The organism is Citricoccus sp. NPDC055426 (assembly GCF_040677445.1).
Classification (GTDB): Bacteria; Actinomycetota; Actinomycetes; order Actinomycetales; family Micrococcaceae; genus Citricoccus.
On record NZ_JBFARZ010000001.1, the window covers coordinates 113,398 to 133,085 of the forward strand.

Below are 19,688 nucleotides of genomic sequence, written 5' to 3' on the forward strand. Positions count from 1 at the left end.
GGTTAAGAACCGAAGCGCTGGGCGTGCAGCAGGTCCTCGGCGCGGCGGGACACGCTGGCCTCCCGCGAGCTGAGGGTGTCCACCATCGTCCGGACGCGGAGGACCCGCGACTCCCAGGCCTGACCGCGCTGCTCCTTCCGGGGCAGCTGCCCCAGCGCGTCGACCTCGCGCCAGGCGGTCACCAGGCCCATCTCGTAGAGCCGCTGCTCGGACTCCTCGGCCCGGCCGCCGGTGGCCGAGTCCAGGCCCAGCACCGCCACCATGTCGAGTCGGGACAGGTCCAGCCCGAGGGCCAGTTGGTTGAGCTCCTGCTGCAGCCCGGCCAACTGGCGCCGGAAGGCCGCGGTGCCCACCCGCCGTCGGGCAGCCTCCGCGGCCGCCAGGCCGAGCATGATCACGGTCAGCAGCCCGGTCCACGAGCTGACGGCGACCGCCCAGAACACCGCCGCGGGGCTCACGTTGTCCATGGTCAGGTGGTTGTACTCCATGGCCCGGCCCAGATCCCCCAACCGATACCCCACCCACCAGCCGAGGGACACGTTCTCCATGTCGCCGGTGCCGTAGACCGTGGGCTCGGTCCCGTTGAAGTAGTAGGCACCCATCCGGCTGCTCACGCCCACGCTGAACTCCCCGGTCAGGAAGTTGTCGAAGGCGAAGGTGCCGTCCGTGAGGACCCAGACGGGCAGGATGGCCTGCCCCAGGGCCACGTCCCCCGTGCGCGGATCCACCACCTCGGGGAACCGGGCCGCCACGTCCTGCTTGACCTGTTGTTGGGCCCCCATCAGGTCCCAGTAGTCGATCGCGATGCGGTGCTCGTACTTCGGATCGGGTGAGTAGCTGAGGTACTCCTCGGCGGGGAGCACCGCCACCGTGAGGGCGAGCTCGGCGGGCAACAACGCCGCCTCATCACTGCGTTCCACGCGCGTGGTCATCTGCTCCCGGACCAGCTCCAGGGAGAGGCTCTCGGTGTGAGACTGCGGCTCGTTCTCCCGGGGTTCCACCGGCGCCCGGAGCGCCCCGGGGTCGCCGTAGACCTGCAGCCCGGCCAGGGGCTGGGCGCCGGTGAGCTCCCGCCCGTACTGGATGTGGCTGTCCTCCACCTGGGCGGCGACCATCCAGCCGGCGGCGAGGGAGAGCAGCAACGGCAGGGCCACCGTCAGCAGGCCGTAGGGGACCGCGCGTGCGGACCGGCCGGTGGTGGGCGGGGCCGGGCGGTCCTGAGGGGCCTCGCGGCGCTCGATCAGTTCCAGCACCCGTTCGGTGGCCTGGAGGGGTCCCAGGTCCTGGCCGTGCCCCAGGCCCAGGGAGCTGCGCAGGGCGGCGAACGAGTCGGTGGCCCCGGCCGTGGCGGCCGAGACCCTGCGGCGCGAGCGCTCCTGGACCGCCTCCTCCAGGGTCCGGACGTGGGTGGCGTTCGGGATCGTCTTCCGCGGGGTGACGCGCCGGGCCATCGTCCCGGCCGTGGTACGGATGGCCTGCTCCGCGGTGTTCCAGCGGTCCATCAGCTCGGCCGACGGCCCGACGCCGGCCGCCACCTCGTGCGTGATGGCCAGCAGTTCCGCGCGCTGGGACTCCAGGGCACGCGCCGCGGCCGGGTACCTCTCATGGTGGGCGAGCACCTCGTCCACGGACTGGAGCAGGGGCAGGGCGAGCCGGTCCAGCACCGAACGGGATCCGGCATGACCGGAGCGGACCTCGGCGCTCTGGGCGAGGACGTCGGAGCGCCGCTGGAGGTCCAGGGTGTCCGCGGAGAACTGCTCGAGGTCGGTGGTGAGCTGCTCCTGCGTGCGGGCCTTGAGGGGGGAGACGGTGCGGTCGAGCTCCGCGACCAGCTCCTGTTCGGTGCGGGCCAGCTCGACGGTGAGGCCCCGGACCCGCGTCCAGTCGTTCCGCAGCTGGGCCGGTGCTGATCGCTCCGGGCCCCCGGCCTCCGTGGCGGGAGCCGCGACCTCTGCCACGTCCACCCGGAGGTTCAGGGTCTCCAGCGCCAGCACGGCCCGGGCGAGCCGGAGCTGGGCCTCGCCGAAAGCCCGGTAGCGGGCGTGCTCGCCGCGCCGCCGGCCGATCCAGCGGTACATGGCCAGGACGGCGATGAACATGGGCAGGGCGGCCAGCGGGGCCCAGAGCAGCGGGGTGCGCACCCCGCCGTCGAACCGGAGGTCCGCCGCCGTGAGTGCGGCCCCGAGCACGGCGTTCGGACGGTGCCCGAGGGTTCGGTTGTTGACGAAGGTCTCGCGGATGGTGGCCGCATCCCGGTAGTGATCGCTGTAGTCCTCGCCCGCGAAGGCCACGCGGTTCGCGTCCGGCAGGTCCAGGTCCAGGTCGTCGGGGTCGTCGGCGATGGAGAGCAGGACGTCCGCGTCTCCGGTCTCGCCGTGGGTGTACTCCTCCCATTCCAGGTCCCGGCCCACCACGTGCAGGGTGAAGGGCTCATGGGCCAGGCCGATGCCCTCGGCGGCGGCCTCCACGGAGTCCTGGGTGATGCCGTAGGGCAATCCCCCGTCCACCACGAAGGTGATGGGCTCGGTGGGCTCGGCGGTGACCTGGGTGAAGCCGATGGTGCCGAGCAGCACGGAGAGCCCGGCCAGGGACACGGCCAGGACGGGGAACCGGGACGGGGGCCGGCGGCGCAACGGGCCGCGGTGCTGCGATCGGGAAGGGCGGGGCACGGCACGAGTGTATGGGAGGGTGGGCCTTGTCCCCTGTCCCGCCGCCGAGGAGGAGCCGCATGGCGCAGCCAGCACCGTGGACCGATGCCGAGATCCGTCCCTACCTGGAGTCCCTCGGGCTGCCCGGTGTGGTGGACCTGCACGTGCACTTCATGCCCCAGAACATGCTGGACAAGGTCTGGGCGTTCTTCGACCGGGTCGGGGAGCAGGGCACCGTCCCACCGTGGACCATCACCTACCGCACGGACGAGCAGGAGCGGGTCCAGGCCTTGCGGCAGATGGGCGTCCGCGCCTTCACGACCCTGAACTACGCGCACCGCCCCGGCATGGCCGGCTGGCTCAACGAGTACTCCGCCCGGTTCGCGGCCGCCCACCCGGACGCCATCCATTCCGGCACCTTCTACCCCGAGCCCGGGGTGGCGGAGCAGGTGGCCGGGTGCCTGGAGGCCGGCGTGCGGGTGTTCAAGGTTCACGTCCAGGTGGGCGGATTCACCCCGCTGGATCCCCTGCTCGAGCCGGCCTGGGCGTTGCTGGAGGAGTCCGGGACCCCCGTGGTCATCCACTGCGGCAATGGCCCGACGCGCGGCGAGCACACCGGCCCTGGGCCCGTCCGCGAGCTGCTGGCCCGCCACCCGCGGCTGGTGCTGGTGATCGCCCACGCGGGGCTGCCCGAGTACGGCCAGTTCGCCGCACTGGCCCGCGAGTACCCCGGAGTCCACCTGGACACCACCATGGTGGGGACCTCCTTCATGGAGCACTCCTTCCCGCTGCCGGCGAACTACCCGCAGATCATGCTCGACCTGGCGGACCGGGTGGTGCTGGGCACTGACTTCCCCAACATCCCCTACCCCTACGCCCATCAGATCGAGGTCCTGGCCGGCTGGGGCCTCGGGGACGACTGGATGCGCAAGGTCCTCTGGGAGAACCCCCGCCGGCTGCTGGGCTACGAACCACCCCGGTAGTCCCGCGGCGTCAGGCCCAGCACCGTGCGGAAATCACGGCTCAGGTGGGCCTGGTCCGCGTAGCCGAGGTCCGCGGCCACGTCCGCGATGCGCACGGCCGGGTCCGTGCGCAGCCGCTGGGCCGCCTCCTGCAGCCGGTACCGGCGGATGATCGCCAGCGGGGGCAGGCCCACATGAGACCGGGCCAGCCGTTGGATGCCGCGCACGGAGGTGTCCAGCTGCGCGGCCACGTGCTCCACCCGGGTGATCTGCCGGCCCGCGGCGATCACCTCCTCCATCGCATTGGCGAGCCGGCCCGCCTCGTCCGGCGCCGCCAACCGGCCCGCAGCCCATCGGGAGAAGGCCGAGGTGGCCCGTTCGTGGGAGGGGGCGCCGCCGTCGTGCGTCATGGCCAGCACCACAGCGGCGTGCAGGTCCGGCGCGTCGAACGGGACCTCGGCGTCCCGGAGCGCGCCGGGCTCAGGATGCCATTGCACGACGCCGGCCGGGCGGAGCAGCGCGCCCACCGCCCAGCCGGTGCCCCGCAGGTCTCGGAACGAGGCGCGGGTCGAGGGTCCGGAGAGCGTCACGCCCTCCGCCTGGACCACCAGGTTGGAGGCCGGGAAGGGGAGCAGCTCCTGGCGGGAGGTCCGGCCCGGGGCCATTCGCCAGCGCGGGATCCAGAACCAGCGGATGAGGCCCTCCAGCCCGGGCGGGGCGGGGACGCGGCGGAAGGTGGGCAGGCGGGTGGGATAGAGGATGCCGCGCGGGTCCTCGGCCCGGGGGCCCTCGTCACCGCTCATGCCGGGCTCCTCCCGGGGACGGATGCTGTCGCGAATCTCCAAGCCAGGCGATCCGCGCCCGGCCTACGGTGGCTCCATGAGCGAACAGGACACACAGAGCGAACAGGACACACAGAGCGAACAGGACACACAGAGCGAACAGGATACGCCCCGGCTCGGGGTTGATGGAGAGCATACGGCCCACGGCGTCCCCCACGGGTTCACCAGCCTGACCCCGTTCCTGGCGGTGGCCGGCGCGGGCGAGGCGGTGGAGTTCTACCGGGACGTCTTCGGCGCCCGGGTACTGGGCGTCACCGAGATGGGCGGGATGGTGGTGCACGCCGAGCTGGACTTCGGCCAGGGCCGGCTGCAGCTGGGCGAGCCGAACCCGGACTACGGCCTGGTGCCGGCCCCCGCGGGGGAGGACGACTGCTACTCGATCGGCCTGTACTGCGCGGACGTGGACGCCCTGGTGGCCCGCGCCGAGCAGGCGGGCGCGGTCATCCGTGAACCGCTGAGCACCTTCGTCTCCGGAGACCGCTTCGCCTCGATCCGAGATCCCTTCGGGGTCCGCTGGTCCCTGATGTCCCGGGTCCAGGACCTGACGCAGGAGGAGAGCGACCGGCGGGTGGCCGAGTGGGCGGCGGCGCAGGGGTGACGGTCCCCGGGCAGACTGCGAACCAGAAGTCCGACCCGAAGAAGGAGATCGACTCCTACCGGGCGAAGCGTGGCGAGTTCCGGATCCTTGACGTGCCCGCGATGAGCTATCTGATGGTGGACGGGCACGGTGATCCCAACAGCTCCCCGGAGTACGCGGAGGCGCTGCAGGCCCTGTACCCCGTGGCCTACGCCCTGAAGTTCGCGTCCAGGGCGGCCGGGCGCGACTACGTGGTGCCGCCGCTGGAGGGGCTGTGGTGGGCCGAGGACATGGACGCCTTCACGGTGGCCCGGGACAAGTCCGCCTGGGACTGGACCATGATGATCCTCGTGCCGGACTGGCTCGGTGAGACCGAGGTGGCGGCCGCCGTGGGGGCGGTGGAGGCCAAGGGAGCGCGGGCGCCGGAGGGCCCACCGGGACGGCTCGGCGATGTCCGGTTCGCCACGCTGACGGAGGGGCGGTGCGTGCAGACCCTGCACGTGGGCCCCTTCGACGCGGAGGCCGCCGTGCTGGAGGAGATGCACCACCGCTTCATCCCGGCGAACGGGCTGGAGCTGACGGGGACCCACCATGAGGTCTACCTCTCCGACCCGCGTCGGACCGCCCCGGAGAAGCTGCGCACCCTCCTGCGCCAGCCGGTGCGGGCGGCCGGCGCCTGAGACTGGGGACGGGGCCGGGCAGGCCGCACAGATCCTCGCCGCCGGGTCCGCCGAGCCTCGGTCCGTCCGGAATCGTCATACGAACGTTCGGCGTGTTGTGGGTTACGGGCGCTGACACGCCGGAAATCCGCATGACGGAAAATCCGCATGGCGAGAATCAAGGATGGGGGATGCCCGCTATTCCGGGTCGGTGACGTCCGCGAGCTGCGCGCCCAGCACCTCGACGAGCCGGTCGGCGTCCACCGTCGCCGCGGCACCCGGCGCCCCGGCACCGATCGAGACCCGACCCCCGGCCAGGGCGAGGTCCGCGATGACGGGCCAGGCCGTCGTCGCGCCGAAGGGGGTGATGGAACCCCGCGGGTATCCGGTCACCTCGAGCGCCTCGGCCGCCGAGGGCATGGACAGCCGGTTCACGCCGAGCAGGGCGCGCAGCTTGGGCCAGGAGATGCTGTGCCCGCCCGGGACCAGGACGAACAGGAAGTCGCCTTCCCCGCGGCGGACCACGAGGGACTTGATGAGCCGGTCCGGGTCCACGCCGCGGGCGGCGGCGGCCTCGGCCAGCGAGTTCACGGGACCGTGCTCGGTCAGGGTGTACTCCAGGCCGGAGCCGATGATGGCCTGCAGGCCGGGCGGGGTGTGGTCGGCGTGTTCGGGGTGGTGGGTCACTGCGTCAGGGTATCGGTGTGGGGCAGGATGGAGCCATGGCCACCCAGCCCCCGCCCCCCGTTCCCGGAGATGACCGCGACTGGACCTTCGTCGTGACCGACGGTTGCAGCGAGTGTGGATTCCAGCCGGTGCCGCGCGCCGAGCTGGCCGACTGGTTCGTGGAGCGGTCGAGCCGTTGGCGGGACGCCCTCACCCGGTCCGACGTGGCCGAGCGCCCCGACCCCGAGGTGTGGTCCGCGCTGGAGTACGGCCGGCACGTGCGGGACATGCTGGCGGTGCTCGACGAGCGGATCGAGTCGATGCTCGGTGCGGACACCCCGGTGCTGGCCGACTGGGACGGCGACGCCAAGGCCGTGGAGCTGGAGTACTGGAACGCCGACCCGCTGCAGACCCTGACGGAGCTGCAGCGCGCCGCCGTCCGGGTGGGCACCCTGCTGGGCAGCGTGGTGGGGGAGGACTGGGAACGGGCCGGCCTGCGCTCGGACGGCATGTCCTTCACCGTGGCCACGATGAGCCAGTACATCGCCCACGAGATGGAACACCACCTGCACGACGTCGGCGCCTGAGTCCCTGCCCGCCCCCTGGGCGCAAAGTGACCTCACCCCCACCGGAGTGACGTGGTGTCGTCACTTTATGCCTGGGGTGGGGCGGGGTCAGACCCGAGCAGCGAGGGTGCCGGAGCGACGACCGGAGATCAGCGCATCGAGGCTGATGCGGCCCGCGCCCACGAGGGCGAAGATCAGGGAAGCCACGCCGATCACGGCCACCAGCTCCCAGCCGTTGCCGGCCACGAAGACGCCGTGGGGGGCGTGGACGAACAGCACGGCGCCCAGCATGTTCAGGGCCACCAGGAAGCCGGCCACCGTGGTGAAGAGGCCGAGGATCAACAGGACCCCGCCGCCGAGCTCCACGATCGAGGCGACGAGGGCCGAGACCGGGGGTGCCGGCACGCCCATCTCCTGGAAGCTCGCCGTGGTGCCGGCGATGCCCCACTCGGTGAACTTCTGCCAGCCGTGGGCCACCAGGACCACCCCGAGGACCACGCGGGCCACGAGCAGGCCCCACTCGCGCACCGGGGTCGGCAGGGGCAACAGGCGGGCGGTTGCTGTCCGGGCAGCAGGGGCGGGAGTCGCAGTGGGGGCGCTCATGGAAGGTGGCCTTTCGTGGAAGTTCAGTGCGCAACGGACGGAGGCACGGAGGACCACTGTTCCGCACATTTAGTTGAAGAGTCAAGTTATGCGGCGCGGTGGTGAGAAGCCCCATATCCGAGTCCTGCGGGGAATACGTCGGAGACCATTTGCGCCGCCGGCGAAGTGTGGCGCCGGGCGGGCCGGGACGGGTTGGCAGGACTGCCCGAGTCCGAAAGGGTGGAGCCATGGCTACTTACACCACCACCAACCCGACCACCGGCGTGACCGAGCGCGAGTTCCCGAGCCTGGACGAGTCCGGCGTCGAGGACGTGCTGCGCCGCTCCGATGCCGCCTTCCCCGCCTGGCGCTCGCGGACTCCACAGGACCGGGCGGAGATCCTGACGAAGGTGGCGGCGGCCTACCGGGAGCGGGCCGAGGAGCTCGGCCGGCTCATCGCCACCGAGATGGGCAAGCCACTGGCGGAGGCCGTCGGCGAGGCCAAGCTGGCCGCGGCCATCTACCGCTGGTATGCCGAGCACGGACCCGAGCTGCTGCAGCCGGAGCCGTTGGACCCCCAGGGTGCCGAGGAGTCCCTCGTCACCACCGAGCCGGTCGGCCCGCTCGTGGGGGTGATGCCGTGGAACTACCCGTACTACCAGGTGGCCCGCTTCGCCGCCCCCAACCTCATGGCCGGCAACACGGTCATCCTCAAGCACGCCGAGATCTGCGCCGGCTCCGCGGAGGTCATGGCGGAGATCTTCCACGCCGCCGGCGTGCCGGAGGACGTGTACATCAACGTGTTCGCCGACCACGAGCAGATCGCCACCATGATCGCCGATCCGCGCGTCCACGGGGTGTCCTTGACGGGAAGCGAGCGGGCCGGCGCCGCCGTCGCCGAGACCGCCGGGAAGCACCTGAAGAAGGCCGTGCTGGAACTCGGCGGCTCCGATGCCTTCATCGTGCTCGAGGACGCCGACCTGGAACGGGTGGCGCGGACCGCGGCCAAGGCACGGCTCTCCAATGCCGGCCAGGCCTGCAACTCCCCGAAGCGCATGATCGTCCCGACGGAGAAGTTGTCTGACTTCGTGGCCTCCCTGACGGCCGCCTTCGAGAAGGCAGCGGTGGGAGATCCCCTCGACCCGGACGTGCGGGTGGGCCCGCTCTCCTCGACCGGGGCCCGGGACACCGTGGTGAAGCAGGTCAAGCGGGCCGTCGAGCAGGGCGCCACACTGCACACCGGTGGCGATGCCCTGGACGGGGACGGCGCGTTCATGCGGCCCGCGGTCCTCACCGGCATCACCCCGGAGATGGATGCCTACTCCGAGGAGATCTTCGGACCGGTGGCCATGGTCTACGCCGCGGACTCCGCCGACGATGCCGTTCACTTGGCCAATGATGTGGGCTTCGGCCTGAGCGGTTCGGTGTGGGGTTCCGACATCGCCCGCGCCCAAGAGGTCGCCGACCGGCTGGAGGTGGGGATGGCCTACGTCAACGAGCACGGCACCACGCTGCCCGGACTGCCCTTCGGTGGCGTCAAGCGCTCCGGCTTCGGCCGTGAGCTGGGCCGCTGGGGGATGGGCGAGTTCGTCAACACCCGGCTGCGCCGGACCGCGGCTCCCAGGGGCTGACCGGGCTCGAGGTCACGCCCGGGCTACAGTGCCGCGCAAGCCGTCCGCACCCTCACCGCCCAGGCGATCCAGGTGCACGGTCCGTCCGGTCAGCAACAGGAACAGGTCTCGCATCGAACCGGTGACCACTGGCCCGTGGCCCGCGGACCACGGGTGGTCGTCGGCCACGAGGCGGAACCCTTCCGACGGCAGCGGGTGGAAGACCCGGGCGTTGCCGCGGCCCCCGTAGGACAGCACGCGGTCCGCCGCCTCGGCCAGTTCCGACGGCGGGATCGGCAGCTCGCGTCCCAGGGGCAGCGTGATGTCCTGGGTGTGGCCCACAAGGTCGATCAGCGCCTCGCGGCACGTCAGGCCGGGGAAGTGCCGGTGGAACCCCACCATCCGGCGGATCGCGGCGACGATCTGCGCCTCGTCCATCCCGCGGGCCACGGCCTTGGACCCGTCCCGGATGGTGCGGTTCGTGCTGCCCGGGTACCGCAGGAACAGCGGGAAGAGCCGCCACGGCGGCAGCGCCGGCAGGGTCAGGTGTGCAGCCACCTCGCGCACCGTCCACGCCTCGCACAGGGATGGGTTGGCCCAGTCACCCGGCGCGAGCCCGTCCAGGAAGTCGGCGATCTCCTGCCGCCGGCGGTCGACGGCCGCCCAGACCTCGGTCTCGTCCATGACGATGTCCCTTCCGAGTGCGGTCCACCGTGCGGGACCGCGAGATAGTACGATCATAGGACTATATTCGGGGCGCGAGTAGGCTCCGAAGCCGGGATTCCAGGGAGAGACCATGCAGCGTGAGATTCCGTCCAGCCTGCTGATGTTCCTGGGCTACCGGGCGGCCGAGGACCGCATCCTCGCCGCCCTGGCCCAGGCCGGCTTCGGAGACCTCACCCGGGCGCAGGGCCGGCTGCTGGCGGGGATGGACGACGGCGGCACCCGGCTCGTCGTGCTCGCAGACCGGGCGCGGATCGCCAAGCAGACGGCCCTGGCGCTCGTCGACCGGCTGGTGGCCGCCGGCTACGTGGAGCGGGTGCGGGACCCCGAGGATGGTCGCGCCCGGCTCGTCCGGCTCACCGACCGGGGGCGGGACATCCTGCCGGTGGCGCGGGCGGAGGAGCGGCTGGTCGACGACGAGTGGGCGGCGCACCTGGGTCCCCGGCGCATGCGGGAGATGCGTACGGCGCTGCAGGATTTGCGGACGGTCGTCGATCCCTGAGGGCTATCGGAGCCGCCGTTGACGCCGCGGTTGCCGGATCAGGCGGATGCCCAGCAGGATTGGCACAGCCGGAATGAGCAGGATCAGCAGGAAACCGAGGAAGAGCCCGACGTTGTACGCGTTCTCCCCGGCCGTGACGTTGGAGTTGAAGGAATCGACCCCCGCGAAGAAGAGGACGAGGAACAACAGCCCGAACAGGATGGTGAGGACCCAGCCGACGGTGGCGAGCGCCGGGCTGTGGAGCTTCCGATCGGACTCTGGGACGGACGACCCGAGGCCGGGCGGCTGGACGGGCGCTGGCTCTGGCGGGTGCGCCGGCCCAGGCTGGTGCGTCCAGGAGGATTGCCCTGGCGGCGGCTGCCCGGTGGCTTCGGGGGCCGGCGTGTACCAGGAGGGCCGCTGGTCCTCAGGCTGTGGGGCGTGCGGTGGGTCGGTCATGACGGTGCGTCCCCTCTCGTGATGCCGGACGTGGTGCCTGACTTCAGAGGATAGCCGCGCCTCCGGACCGGCTATCCGGCGCGATGCCGGACGGCGCGTGCGGACATGATCCCCGCACCCAGGGCCCGGACCCGGTCCTGAAGGCCACGGTCGGCGGTGGCCACCACCACGGTGCCCTCCGGGTCCGCGGCGAGCAGATGCCCGACGACGGCCACGACCTCGTCGTCCCCCTCACCGGGGGCGTCGACCACCTGGACCCCGGTGACCGACTCGAGGCCGCGGGCGCGGCCCTCGGCGACCAGGACGATCTCGGGACGGACCCGCGGGGTCTTGAGGCCGGCGGCGCGCACCTCCAGGCCGTCCCGGGCCAGGGCGGCGAGGTGATCCCGAAGCCGGGTGGTGGCGCCGAGGCGGTCCTTCCACCAGCCGTCCGGGACGGAGCCGACCACGTTGGCGGCGTCCACGACGAGGGTTGTCCGCGAGGGATTCGAGTGGCTCACTTTGTCTGTCCGTCCTTAACCGGGCTCGGCGACGAGACCTGCGACGGCCCGGGCGGTGGACGTCAGGGCCTCCGCCACCTCGGCGTACCGGGACGGGGGGAGGCGTTGGGAGATCGCGGAGGCGGACAGGGCCAGGAAGGGCACCGCATCCCCGTTGGGAACCGTCACGGCCACGCCGGCGATGCCCGAGTAGCCGTCCAGGACCAGGTCCGAACCGGCGACGTGGCCCGTGCGACGCAGGTCGGTGCGCAGCCGCCCGATGAGCCGCACCATCCGCATGGCCTCGTCCTTGTTCCGCTCCGTGGACGCAATGATGCGGTTCGAGGCCTCCGCCGGAAGGGACGCCAACATCGCCAGGCCCGAATAGCTGTTGGAGATGCGCCGCAGCTCGCCGACCTCCACCGTGTAGGTCCTGATGGGATAGGGGCCCTCCTCGCGGATCAGATACTGCATGGTGGTTCCGCGGCGCATGGAGAAATAGACGACATCACCCAGCTCCACCGCGAGATCCCGGAGCAGCGGACGGAATCGATCCAAGGTCCCGACCGGATTGGACGCCGCCAGACTGAACTCGAAGAGTTGCTGGCCGAGGACATACCGCTTGGCGGAGGTCTGGCCGATCAGACGCTCTTCCATGAGGTCGGTGAGCAGGCGATGCACGGTGGGCCGGGGGAGGCTCACGGCCTCGGCCAGGTCCTTGAGCCGGGTCCCCTCGGGCCCGCCGTCCGCGATGTGCCGCAGGAGCAGTGCCGCCTTCTGGACAACGCCGGCTCCGGCCACGGTACTCTCGCGATCGGTCATGCCAGCCTCCTTCCGTTCCGGATCCCATGAGGTCTCCGGGTTGTTGCCGTGTCCCCCTGAAGCCCACGACCAAAGTCCGATGGTTGGACTCTGCGCCCCCGGTCGACGCGAGCCATCTTACGGTGGAGTCCACTGAACGGACCGAGAAGGAGATCGCATGACGAAGTCCAGCATCACCCGTCCCGTCGCCATGGTGACCGGTGGCCGGCAGGGACTGGGGCTGGCCGCCGCGCGTGCCCTGGGGGCTCAGGGATTCGACGTGGCCATCGTGGACCTGGCCGCGCCGGACACCGTCAGCGAGGGCATCCTCACAGGGCTGGCCGGTCTGGGTGCCACCGCACGCTACTACCGACTGGACATCTCCGAGCTGGAGGGTCATCAGTCGCTGGTGGACCGGGTCTGGGCTGACTTCGGCCGGTTGGACTGCCTCCACAACAACGCCGGGATCGCGGCCCGACCCCTGACGGATGTGCTGGACCTGGGCCCTGAGGCCTTCGACCGCGCCATGGACATCAACCTGCGGGGCACCTTCTTCCTCTCCCAGACCGTGGCGAAGTCCATGCTGGCCGACGTGTCCCGCCACACGGACGGCATCTATCGCTCGATCCTCATCGTCAGCTCGATCGCCGCCGAGATGGTGTCCACCAACCGTTCCCAGTACTGCATCACCAAGGCCGGGGTGTCGATGCTCTCGAAGGTCCTCGCGGTCCGGTTGGGCGCCGAGGGCATCCACGTCCACGAGATCCGGCCGGGGTTCATCCGCTCGGATATGACCGCCTCCGCCGGGACCACCGAGATCGACGACTGGCTCGAGCAGGGGCGGGTGCCGATGCCGCGCTGGGGCAAGCCCGAGGATGTCGGGACAGCGGTGGCCTCGCTCGCCTCCGGTGCCCTGCCCTACAGCACCGGCCAGCCCTTCTGGGTGGCCGGTGGACTCAACGTCATGCAGGCCACGTGATGAACCCGAAGGAAGGCCCCATGCCGGCCCCGACGTCCCTCGCCGGCCAGATCGCCATCATCACCGGTGCCTGCGGCGGGATCGGTGCCGCCACCGCCCGTCGATTCGTCCGTGACGGTGCCCACGTGGTCTGCCTGGACCTGCGCCAGGACGCCCTGGACGAGCTCGTCGGGCAGATCACCGAGGCGGGCGGCTCCGCCGTGGGCCTGGCCGGGGACGTCACCGACTCCGAACTGCCCGCGCGTGCCGTGGCCCTCGCCCAGGAGGCGTTCGGGGGCCTGGACATCTTGGTCAACAACGCCGGCATGGGCAGCGGCATGGTGCCGCTGTGGGAGGTGGAACCCGAGACCTGGCGCCGCGATCTCGAGATCAACCTGACCAGCCAGTTCATGTTCATCCGTGCCGCGGTACCGGTGCTCATCGAGCGCGGCTACGGCCGGATCGTCAACACGGCCTCGGCCGCCGGCATGGAGGGCCACGCCCTGTCCGGCCCCTATGCCGCGGCCAAGGCCGGAGTCATCGCCATGACCAAGACGCTCGGCAAGGAGCTGGCCCAGAAGGGAGTGGTCGTCAACGCGATCGCCCCCGCCCTGATCGGCTCCGGGATGCTCGAGCAGCCCTGGTTCTCCGGGGAGGTCAAGCGCACCCTGCTGGAGCGCATTCCCATGGGCCGGGTGGGCGAGCCGGAGGAGGTCGCCGAGATGGTCGCGTTCCTGTCCAGCCCCGCCCTGACGTTCTCCACCGGCGCCGTGTTCGACCTCTCCGGCGGCCGCGCCACCTACTGAACCACCAGAAAGAAGAGCCATGCTGACTGAAGACGTCTTCCGGTCCCGGACCCTCACCGTGGACGGCACCGCCGTCACCTACTACGACTCGCAGGACACCAAGGGGCGGGACGAGATGCTCGTGCTGGTCCATGGAACCAGCGGCTCCACCCGGGCCCACTTCGGATTCCTCTACCCGATCCTCGCCGCCAAGCAACGGGTGGTCTCGGTGGACTGGGCTCAGCCGGAGGGTCTGGCGGGCCCGCTGGAACTGGACCATCTGGTCCGGCAGGTGACGGCCGTCGTCGGGCACGTCCGAACCGGGCAGAAGGTGGTCCTCCTCGGATACTCGCTGGGCGCCGTGGTGACCGCCGTGGTGGCCGCCCGCCACCCTGAGCTGGTCAACCGGCTCATCCTGGTCTCCGGGTGGATCAAGACCGATCTCCAGCAGATCCTGCGCAACGACGTCTACCGGGCCCTGCGGGCACTGCCCGACGATTCCGCGCTGCGCGAATACAACACCTTCTGCGCCTTCGGCGGCCCCTTCCTGGCCGGCAAGACCCTGGCGGACATGCAACCCGGCATGGACGCCGCGCAATTCACCGACTTCGGCGACCTCCAGATGGACCTCAACCGGCGCATCGACATCCGCTCGGAGGCCGAGGAGATCCGGGTGCCCACCCTCATCACCGGCGGCACCCACGACCAGATGGTGCCCTTCCGCCACCAGAAGGACCTGTTCGGGGCCATCGCCGACTCCCGCCTGGCAGAGATCCCCACCGGACATGCCGTGGTCTTCGAGCGACCCAGCGAGCTGTCCCACCACATCCAGGTCTTCATGGACGACCCGTCCCGCCACCCGACCGGAACCGCTATCCCGGTCCCCGCGCCCTAGACCCCGTCGCACGCCCCGGGCCGACCCCACCGGCCTCCTCCCGATGCTGAGCACCACCGAACGGACCGACATGACCGAGAACCCCTCCACCCACCAGCACCCGCACCAACGCCTCATCGTGATCGGCGCCGGCTTCGCCGGCCTGGGCATGGGCATCCAACTCAAGCGCCGCGGCGAGGACGACTTCGTCATCCTCGAGCGGGCGGACGACGTCGGCGGGACCTGGCGCGACAACACCTACCCGGGTGCGGCGTGCGATGTGCCCTCCCACCTGTACTCCTTCTCCTTCCGGCCCAATCCCGACTGGTCCCGCATGTACCCCCCGGGGTGGGAGATCCAGCAGTACATGCGCGACTGCGCCGAGCAGGAGGGCCTGATGCCGCACCTGCACCTCAACACGAATATGGAGGACGCCTCCTGGGACGAGGGGCGCGGGATCTGGCGGGTCCGCACCAACCGCGGGGTCTTCACCGCCGATTACCTCGTCACCGGCACCGGGCACCTGGCCGATGAGCACTTCCCGGACATCCCCGGCCTGGACGGCTTCACCGGACACAGGTTCCACTCCGCCCGCTGGGACCACGGCGTGGACCTGGCCGGTCAGCGGATCGGGGTGGTCGGCACCGGTGCCTCCGCCATCCAGGTGATCCCGGAACTGGCCAAGACCGCCTCCGAACTCGTGGTCTTCCAGCGCACCCCCGCCTATGTGATCCCCCGCCGGGAGCGCACTTTCACCGACGGGGAGCGTCGCCTGTTCCGGCGGGATCCCCAGTCGATGAGGGACCTGCGCTCGGAGCTGTTCTGGGGCGGGGAGAACAACTACGCCCAGCGCCGTGCGATCCCGCAGTTCCTCGACGCGGCCAAGGCTGAGGCGCTGTCCCACCTCGCGTCCCAGGTGACCGACCCCGAGCTGCGCGAGAAGCTGACCCCGCGCTACGAGCCGGGCTGCAAGCGGGTGCTCATCTCCAACGCCTACTACCCCGCCCTGACCGCCCCGGTCACCACGGTCGAGACCTCCGCCCTGAGCCGGCTGGACGGCGGACGGGCCGTGGCGGCCTCCGGGGCAGAGTACGAGCTGGACGCGGTCGTCTTCGCGACCGGCTTCGAGGCCACCGAGCCGCCGTTCGCCGAGGTGGTGCACGGCCGGGGCGGCCTGAACCTCTCCGAACACTGGCAGCAGGGGATGCAGGCCTACGACTCGATCTCCGTGGCCGGGTTCCCCAACCTGTTCATCATCAACGGGCCGAACACCTCGCTGGGGCACAACTCCATCGTCTACATCATCGAGGCCCAGGTCGAATACATCCTCGGTGCCCTAGACCATGCCCGGGCCGAGAGGTTCCAGGTCATGGAGCCCACACGTGAGGCTGAAGACGCCTACGTCGAGAGGATCCAGCGCAACGCTGCCGGAACCGTGTGGATCGACGGTGGTTGCAAGAGTTGGTACGTGGACCAGCGCAGCGGAAAGCTGACCCTGATCTGGCCCGACTTCGGCTATGCGTTCCGGGACGAGAACGCCCGCTTCTCACCGGAGGGCTATGAGCTGACCCGGGCTGAACTCGTCTCCGCCGGTTGACTGCTCGGACCGCAGGCATCATGACAGCATGATCACAGCACAACACCAGCCATGATCAACGAAAGGAACACCATGAAGATCGAAGCCCTCGTCGTCGAACAGAAGAACGCCCCCTTCGTCCCCGAGACCCTGGAACTGGAGGGGCCCGGCCCCGGGGAGGTGTTGGTCAAGGTCGTCGCCAGCGGCGTCTGCCACACCGATGCCAACACCCAGGCCGGAGACATGCCGCTGCCGCTGCCGGGCGTCCTGGGCCACGAGGGCTCCGGGATCATCGAGGCCGTGGGTGAGGGCGTGACCGAGCTGGTCATCGGTGACCACGTGGTCATGGGCTGGCCCTACTGCGGCCAGTGCCGCAACTGCCGCCACGGCGAGCACCGCTACTGCGAGCTGATCGGCCCCGCCCTGGTGGGCGGACGACGCTTCATCGGGCCCGACGCCGGCACCACCGGTTACCGGCGCGCCGACGGCTCCGAACTGTCCGGCCACTTCTTCGGTCAGTCCTCCTTCGCCACCTACTCGCTGGCCAACGCCAGTGCCGTGGTCAAGGTGGACAAGGATGTCCCGCTGGAGCTCGTGGGTGTGCTGGCCTGTGGCATCACCACGGGCGCCGGTGCCGTCTTCAACACCGCGAAGCCGGGGCCGGGGCAGTCGATCGTGGTGTTCGGGGCCGGTGCCGTGGGATTGGCCGCCATCATGGCCGCCAAGAACACCCCGGCTACCACCGTCATCGGCATCGACCTGCATGACAACCGACTCGAACTGGCGACCCGCTTCGGCGCCACCCACACCATCAACTCCGGCACCGAGGACGCCATCGCCCGGATCAAGGAGATCTTGGGCGGCCCGGCTGACTACGTGATCGACTGCACCGGTTCCGTGAAGGTCATCGAGTCCGCCATGGAGGTCGTCGGCATGCTGGGGACCATGATCCTCATCGGCGGCGCCCCGGTGGACGCGCGGTTCAGCCTGGACCACTTCACCACCCTGTGGGGCCAGCGGGTGGTCGGCACCCTGGGTGGATCCGGGACCTCCCAGGACCTGATCCCGGCTCTGGTGGATCTCTATCGGCAGGGACGCTTCCCGTTCGACGAGCTGGTGAGGTACTACGAGTTCGATCAGATCGACCAGGCCTTCGCCGATTCCAAGTCCGGCGAGACGATCAAGCCCGTCCTGCGGATCGGCTGATCCCTCCGCCACCCACGCTTTGAGGGCAGAAATCACAAGTAATCATCAGCCGGCCAGCAGCTGGCGGTTGATGTCCTCCGCGGCGTGTCGGAGGCGATCGACCATGTTGGCCTCCCGGTCGGGCGTGCTGCGAGACGAGGGCAACACGATGCCGAGACCGGCCACGGGCTTGGTGGGATCGTCCCCGAATACGGGCACTCCGACGGAGACGGAGTCGCGGTCGTATTCGCCCCGGGATACGTAGAAGCCGTGCCTGCGGATGGCATTGACGATCCGGAGGACATCCTGGACCGTGCGCGGGGTGTCATCCGTGTACGGTTCGATCTCGACGCCGCTGAACGCCGACCTGACCTGCTCATCCGTGTCACCGAACAGGAGGACCAGGGATGGGGCGCCGGCGTACAGGGGCATGACCGTGCCCAGGTCGTAGGACACCCGGAGCAGCCGGTTGCTGCTCTCCGATGCCCGGATGACCGTGCGGATCCCCCCGAGCCTGGCGGTGTACGTGGTGGTCTCGTCGAATTCATCGCGCAGCTGCAGCAGCCACGACTGGGCCAGGACGAGGGCTCGGTCGGAGTCCCGGTCGAGCATGGCCAGTTCCTGGATCCGTCGGCCGATCCGATAGCCACCTGCCGGATCTTCAGCGAGAAAGTTCATCTCCAGCAGGGTGTCCAGGTAGCGGTAGGCAGTCGATCGTGAAGTCTGCAAATGATTGGCGATCTGAATCGCCGTGATGGTCTTCTGCTCCACCGTGAACAGATTGAGGATCTCCAGCGCATTGTTGGCGGTGCTGTTCTTTCCCTTGTAATTCCCGGCCATGAGGCCATCCTTCCACGCGATCCGCACGAACGGGTCCTGAAAATCAGGACATTGACTTGCACATGTCAGGTCATCATAGTTATTGTGAGTTGCATCTCAACCGCACCGTTCTCTGCTGTCTCAGCCCTCGAAAGGCACCTTCATGACGAATCGCTCGCGTTCCCCCCGCCGGGTGGCGGCCGTCACGGCCACGCTCGCCGTCGCCGCCCTGACCCTGACCGCCTGTGGCGGCGGGTCCGATGCCGCCGACTCCGTGGAGTCCTTCGCGGACATGGAGGAGGTCAACCTCAAGGTGGCCACCATCTACGGCCCGGACAATTACTCCACTCTGGCCATCGAGAAGTACACGGACGCCATCACCGAGGCGACCGAGGGCAAGGTCACCTTCGAGTACTTCTATGCCGGGAGCCTGCTGCCGCAGAATGAGATGGCGCAGGGGCTGTCCGACGGGACCATCGACTTCGCGGAGTTCATGCCGACCTATACCCCGGCCGACTACCCGGTGGACAACTGGGCCACCAAGCTGGCCTTCATGTCCGATCCGGCCCCTGTGGTGGGCTCGACGCAGAGCAAGAGCGCCACCTGGGAGTTCGCCTACTCGGAGCCCGCCTTCCAGGAGGAGCTGGCCGACAACAACATCCACGGTCTGGTCCCCCGCAATCAGACCGTGCACACCTACGACCTGATCTGCAAGGACCCGGTGACCTCGCTGGAGGACATCCAGGGCAAGCGCATCCGCGTGGGCGGTGAGGCCTGGGCCGGCGAGGTGGAGAACCTCGGCGGGACGCCCGTCAACCTGCCGTCCAATGAGGGGTACACCGCCCTCCAACAGGGTGTGACCGACTGCCACCTGGGCGGCGTCCAGGAGATCGACGGCATGGGACTGACGGACGTGGCCAAGAACTACACCCCGCTGGGCCTGACCGGCTGGACCAGTGCCTCCACCGGCGTGAACCAGGACACCTGGGAATCCCTGCCGACCCTTGCCCAGCAGGCCTTCGTGGACAACCTGCCGGTGCTGTTCGAGGCCCAGGCCGCGGAGTCCAGTCAGGCCGCGTTCGACTTCTTCAGCCAGGCATCAGACGCCGGGGTGACGACCCACCAGGCCGACGAGGACGTCCACGCCAAGGTGGGCAGTTACCACGACCAGCTGGCAGCCGACCTCGTGGAGCAGGCGCCCGCCGAGGTGGCTGACCCCGAGGCGGCCATCGCCTCCTACCAGGAGGCCCACGCGAAGTGGCTGGAGACCCTGACCGGCGAACTCGCTTTCCCGAACGAGGCCGCCACCTGGGCCGAATACGTGGAGCAGAACGAAGGCGTGGACGAGGACTTCAGCGCCTGGTCGGACAAGATCTCCACCGAGATCCTCGATCAGACCGACTTGCTCGGCTCCGCCGAGTAGCCACCACCTGAAC

The 19,688-nt window shown here is 70.0% G+C and carries 21 protein-coding genes; 12 read left to right on the forward strand and 9 right to left on the reverse strand.

Annotation, left to right across the window (positions count from 1 at the left end; all coding sequences use genetic code 11):
• Window positions 1-2: 2 nt before the first annotated feature.
• Window positions 3-2,669, reverse strand: a complete 2,667-nt coding sequence (locus AB0K08_RS00535) for a hypothetical protein (protein ID WP_363350575.1) — start codon at window positions 2,667-2,669, stop codon at window positions 3-5.
• Window positions 2,670-2,728: 59 nt separating this feature from the next.
• Here AB0K08_RS00535 and AB0K08_RS00540 point away from each other — a divergent pair, with 59 nt between their 5' ends.
• Window positions 2,729-3,631: an amidohydrolase family protein gene (locus tag AB0K08_RS00540; protein WP_363350577.1), complete on the forward strand. Its 903-nt coding sequence runs from the start codon at window positions 2,729-2,731 to the stop codon at window positions 3,629-3,631.
• Here AB0K08_RS00540 and AB0K08_RS00545 read toward each other — a convergent pair.
• Window positions 3,613-4,413 carry a helix-turn-helix domain-containing protein gene (locus AB0K08_RS00545; RefSeq protein WP_363350579.1) on the reverse strand — a complete coding sequence of 267 codons (801 nt, stop codon included), beginning with the start codon at window positions 4,411-4,413 and terminating at the stop codon, window positions 3,613-3,615. The genes AB0K08_RS00540 and AB0K08_RS00545 overlap by 19 nt on opposite strands.
• A gap of 76 nt (window positions 4,414-4,489) precedes the next feature.
• On the opposite strand from AB0K08_RS00545, the gene AB0K08_RS00550 reads away from it, so the two are divergent.
• Window positions 4,490-5,050: a VOC family protein gene (locus tag AB0K08_RS00550; RefSeq protein WP_363350581.1), complete on the forward strand. Its 561-nt coding sequence runs from the start codon at window positions 4,490-4,492 to the stop codon at window positions 5,048-5,050.
• Window positions 5,029-5,709 (forward strand): GyrI-like domain-containing protein, encoded by a 681-nt coding sequence (locus AB0K08_RS00555; RefSeq protein WP_363350583.1) that lies wholly within the window; start codon window positions 5,029-5,031, stop codon window positions 5,707-5,709. The genes AB0K08_RS00550 and AB0K08_RS00555 overlap by 22 nt, the downstream gene beginning before the upstream one ends.
• Window positions 5,710-5,886: 177 nt before the next feature.
• Here AB0K08_RS00555 and AB0K08_RS00560 read toward each other — a convergent pair whose 3' ends face one another.
• On the reverse strand, window positions 5,887-6,375 hold the full coding sequence (locus tag AB0K08_RS00560; protein ID WP_363350585.1) for a YbaK/EbsC family protein: 489 nt from the start codon (window positions 6,373-6,375) through the stop codon (window positions 5,887-5,889).
• Window positions 6,376-6,410: 35 nt separating this feature from the next.
• Here AB0K08_RS00560 and AB0K08_RS00565 point away from each other — a divergent pair, with 35 nt between their 5' ends.
• Window positions 6,411-6,941: a DinB family protein gene (locus AB0K08_RS00565; RefSeq protein ID WP_363350587.1), complete on the forward strand. Its 531-nt coding sequence runs from the start codon at window positions 6,411-6,413 to the stop codon at window positions 6,939-6,941.
• A gap of 87 nt (window positions 6,942-7,028) precedes the next feature.
• Here AB0K08_RS00565 and AB0K08_RS00570 read toward each other — a convergent pair whose 3' ends face one another.
• The gene (locus AB0K08_RS00570; protein WP_363350589.1) at window positions 7,029-7,523 is read right to left on the reverse strand and encodes a DoxX family protein; all 495 of its coding nucleotides are present in this window, start codon (window positions 7,521-7,523) and stop codon (window positions 7,029-7,031) included.
• 227 nt (window positions 7,524-7,750) lie between these two features.
• On the opposite strand from AB0K08_RS00570, the gene AB0K08_RS00575 reads away from it, so the two are divergent.
• On the forward strand, window positions 7,751-9,133 hold the full coding sequence (locus tag AB0K08_RS00575; RefSeq protein ID WP_363350591.1) for an NAD-dependent succinate-semialdehyde dehydrogenase: 1,383 nt from the start codon (window positions 7,751-7,753) through the stop codon (window positions 9,131-9,133).
• A 12-nt stretch (window positions 9,134-9,145) separates the two neighbouring features.
• On the opposite strand, the gene AB0K08_RS00580 is transcribed toward AB0K08_RS00575, so the two are convergent.
• On the reverse strand, window positions 9,146-9,796 hold the full coding sequence (locus AB0K08_RS00580; protein WP_363350593.1) for a maleylpyruvate isomerase family mycothiol-dependent enzyme: 651 nt from the start codon (window positions 9,794-9,796) through the stop codon (window positions 9,146-9,148).
• A 112-nt stretch (window positions 9,797-9,908) separates the two neighbouring features.
• Here AB0K08_RS00580 and AB0K08_RS00585 point away from each other — a divergent pair, with 112 nt between their 5' ends.
• The gene (locus tag AB0K08_RS00585) at window positions 9,909-10,337 is read left to right on the forward strand and encodes a MarR family transcriptional regulator (RefSeq protein ID WP_363350595.1); all 429 of its coding nucleotides are present in this window, start codon (window positions 9,909-9,911) and stop codon (window positions 10,335-10,337) included.
• Between the two features lie 3 nt (window positions 10,338-10,340).
• On the opposite strand, the gene AB0K08_RS00590 is transcribed toward AB0K08_RS00585, so the two are convergent.
• The 3 genes from AB0K08_RS00590 to AB0K08_RS00600 form a co-directional block, all read right to left on the reverse strand.
• Complete coding sequence (locus AB0K08_RS00590) at window positions 10,341-10,775, reverse strand: hypothetical protein (protein ID WP_363350597.1); 435 nt, start codon at window positions 10,773-10,775, stop codon at window positions 10,341-10,343.
• Window positions 10,776-10,846: 71 nt separating this feature from the next.
• Window positions 10,847-11,275, reverse strand: a complete 429-nt coding sequence (locus tag AB0K08_RS00595; protein ID WP_363350599.1) for a hypothetical protein — start codon at window positions 11,273-11,275, stop codon at window positions 10,847-10,849.
• Between the two features lie 15 nt (window positions 11,276-11,290).
• The gene (locus AB0K08_RS00600; protein ID WP_363350601.1) at window positions 11,291-12,076 is read right to left on the reverse strand and encodes a helix-turn-helix domain-containing protein; all 786 of its coding nucleotides are present in this window, start codon (window positions 12,074-12,076) and stop codon (window positions 11,291-11,293) included.
• 157 nt (window positions 12,077-12,233) lie between these two features.
• Between AB0K08_RS00600 and AB0K08_RS00605 the strand changes: the two genes are divergently transcribed.
• The 5 genes from AB0K08_RS00605 (at window position 12,234) to AB0K08_RS00625 (ending at window position 17,454) form a co-directional block, all read left to right on the forward strand.
• On the forward strand, window positions 12,234-13,034 hold the full coding sequence (locus AB0K08_RS00605) for a 3-ketoacyl-ACP reductase (RefSeq protein ID WP_363350603.1): 801 nt from the start codon (window positions 12,234-12,236) through the stop codon (window positions 13,032-13,034).
• A 20-nt stretch (window positions 13,035-13,054) separates the two neighbouring features.
• On the forward strand, window positions 13,055-13,819 hold the full coding sequence (locus AB0K08_RS00610; protein WP_363350605.1) for an SDR family NAD(P)-dependent oxidoreductase: 765 nt from the start codon (window positions 13,055-13,057) through the stop codon (window positions 13,817-13,819).
• 19 nt (window positions 13,820-13,838) lie between these two features.
• On the forward strand, window positions 13,839-14,693 hold the full coding sequence (locus tag AB0K08_RS00615) for an alpha/beta hydrolase (protein ID WP_363350607.1): 855 nt from the start codon (window positions 13,839-13,841) through the stop codon (window positions 14,691-14,693).
• Window positions 14,694-14,763: 70 nt separating this feature from the next.
• The gene (locus tag AB0K08_RS00620; RefSeq protein WP_363350609.1) at window positions 14,764-16,269 is read left to right on the forward strand and encodes an NAD(P)/FAD-dependent oxidoreductase; all 1,506 of its coding nucleotides are present in this window, start codon (window positions 14,764-14,766) and stop codon (window positions 16,267-16,269) included.
• A gap of 72 nt (window positions 16,270-16,341) precedes the next feature.
• Window positions 16,342-17,454 carry an NAD(P)-dependent alcohol dehydrogenase gene (locus AB0K08_RS00625; RefSeq protein WP_363350611.1) on the forward strand — a complete coding sequence of 371 codons (1,113 nt, stop codon included), beginning with the start codon at window positions 16,342-16,344 and terminating at the stop codon, window positions 17,452-17,454.
• A 45-nt stretch (window positions 17,455-17,499) separates the two neighbouring features.
• Here AB0K08_RS00625 and AB0K08_RS00630 read toward each other — a convergent pair whose 3' ends face one another.
• On the reverse strand, window positions 17,500-18,273 hold the full coding sequence (locus tag AB0K08_RS00630) for an IclR family transcriptional regulator (RefSeq protein ID WP_363350613.1): 774 nt from the start codon (window positions 18,271-18,273) through the stop codon (window positions 17,500-17,502).
• Between the two features lie 142 nt (window positions 18,274-18,415).
• Between AB0K08_RS00630 and AB0K08_RS00635 the strand changes: the two genes are divergently transcribed.
• Window positions 18,416-19,675 (forward strand): hypothetical protein, encoded by a 1,260-nt coding sequence (locus AB0K08_RS00635; protein WP_363350615.1) that lies wholly within the window; start codon window positions 18,416-18,418, stop codon window positions 19,673-19,675.
• Window positions 19,676-19,688 lie beyond the last annotated feature (13 nt).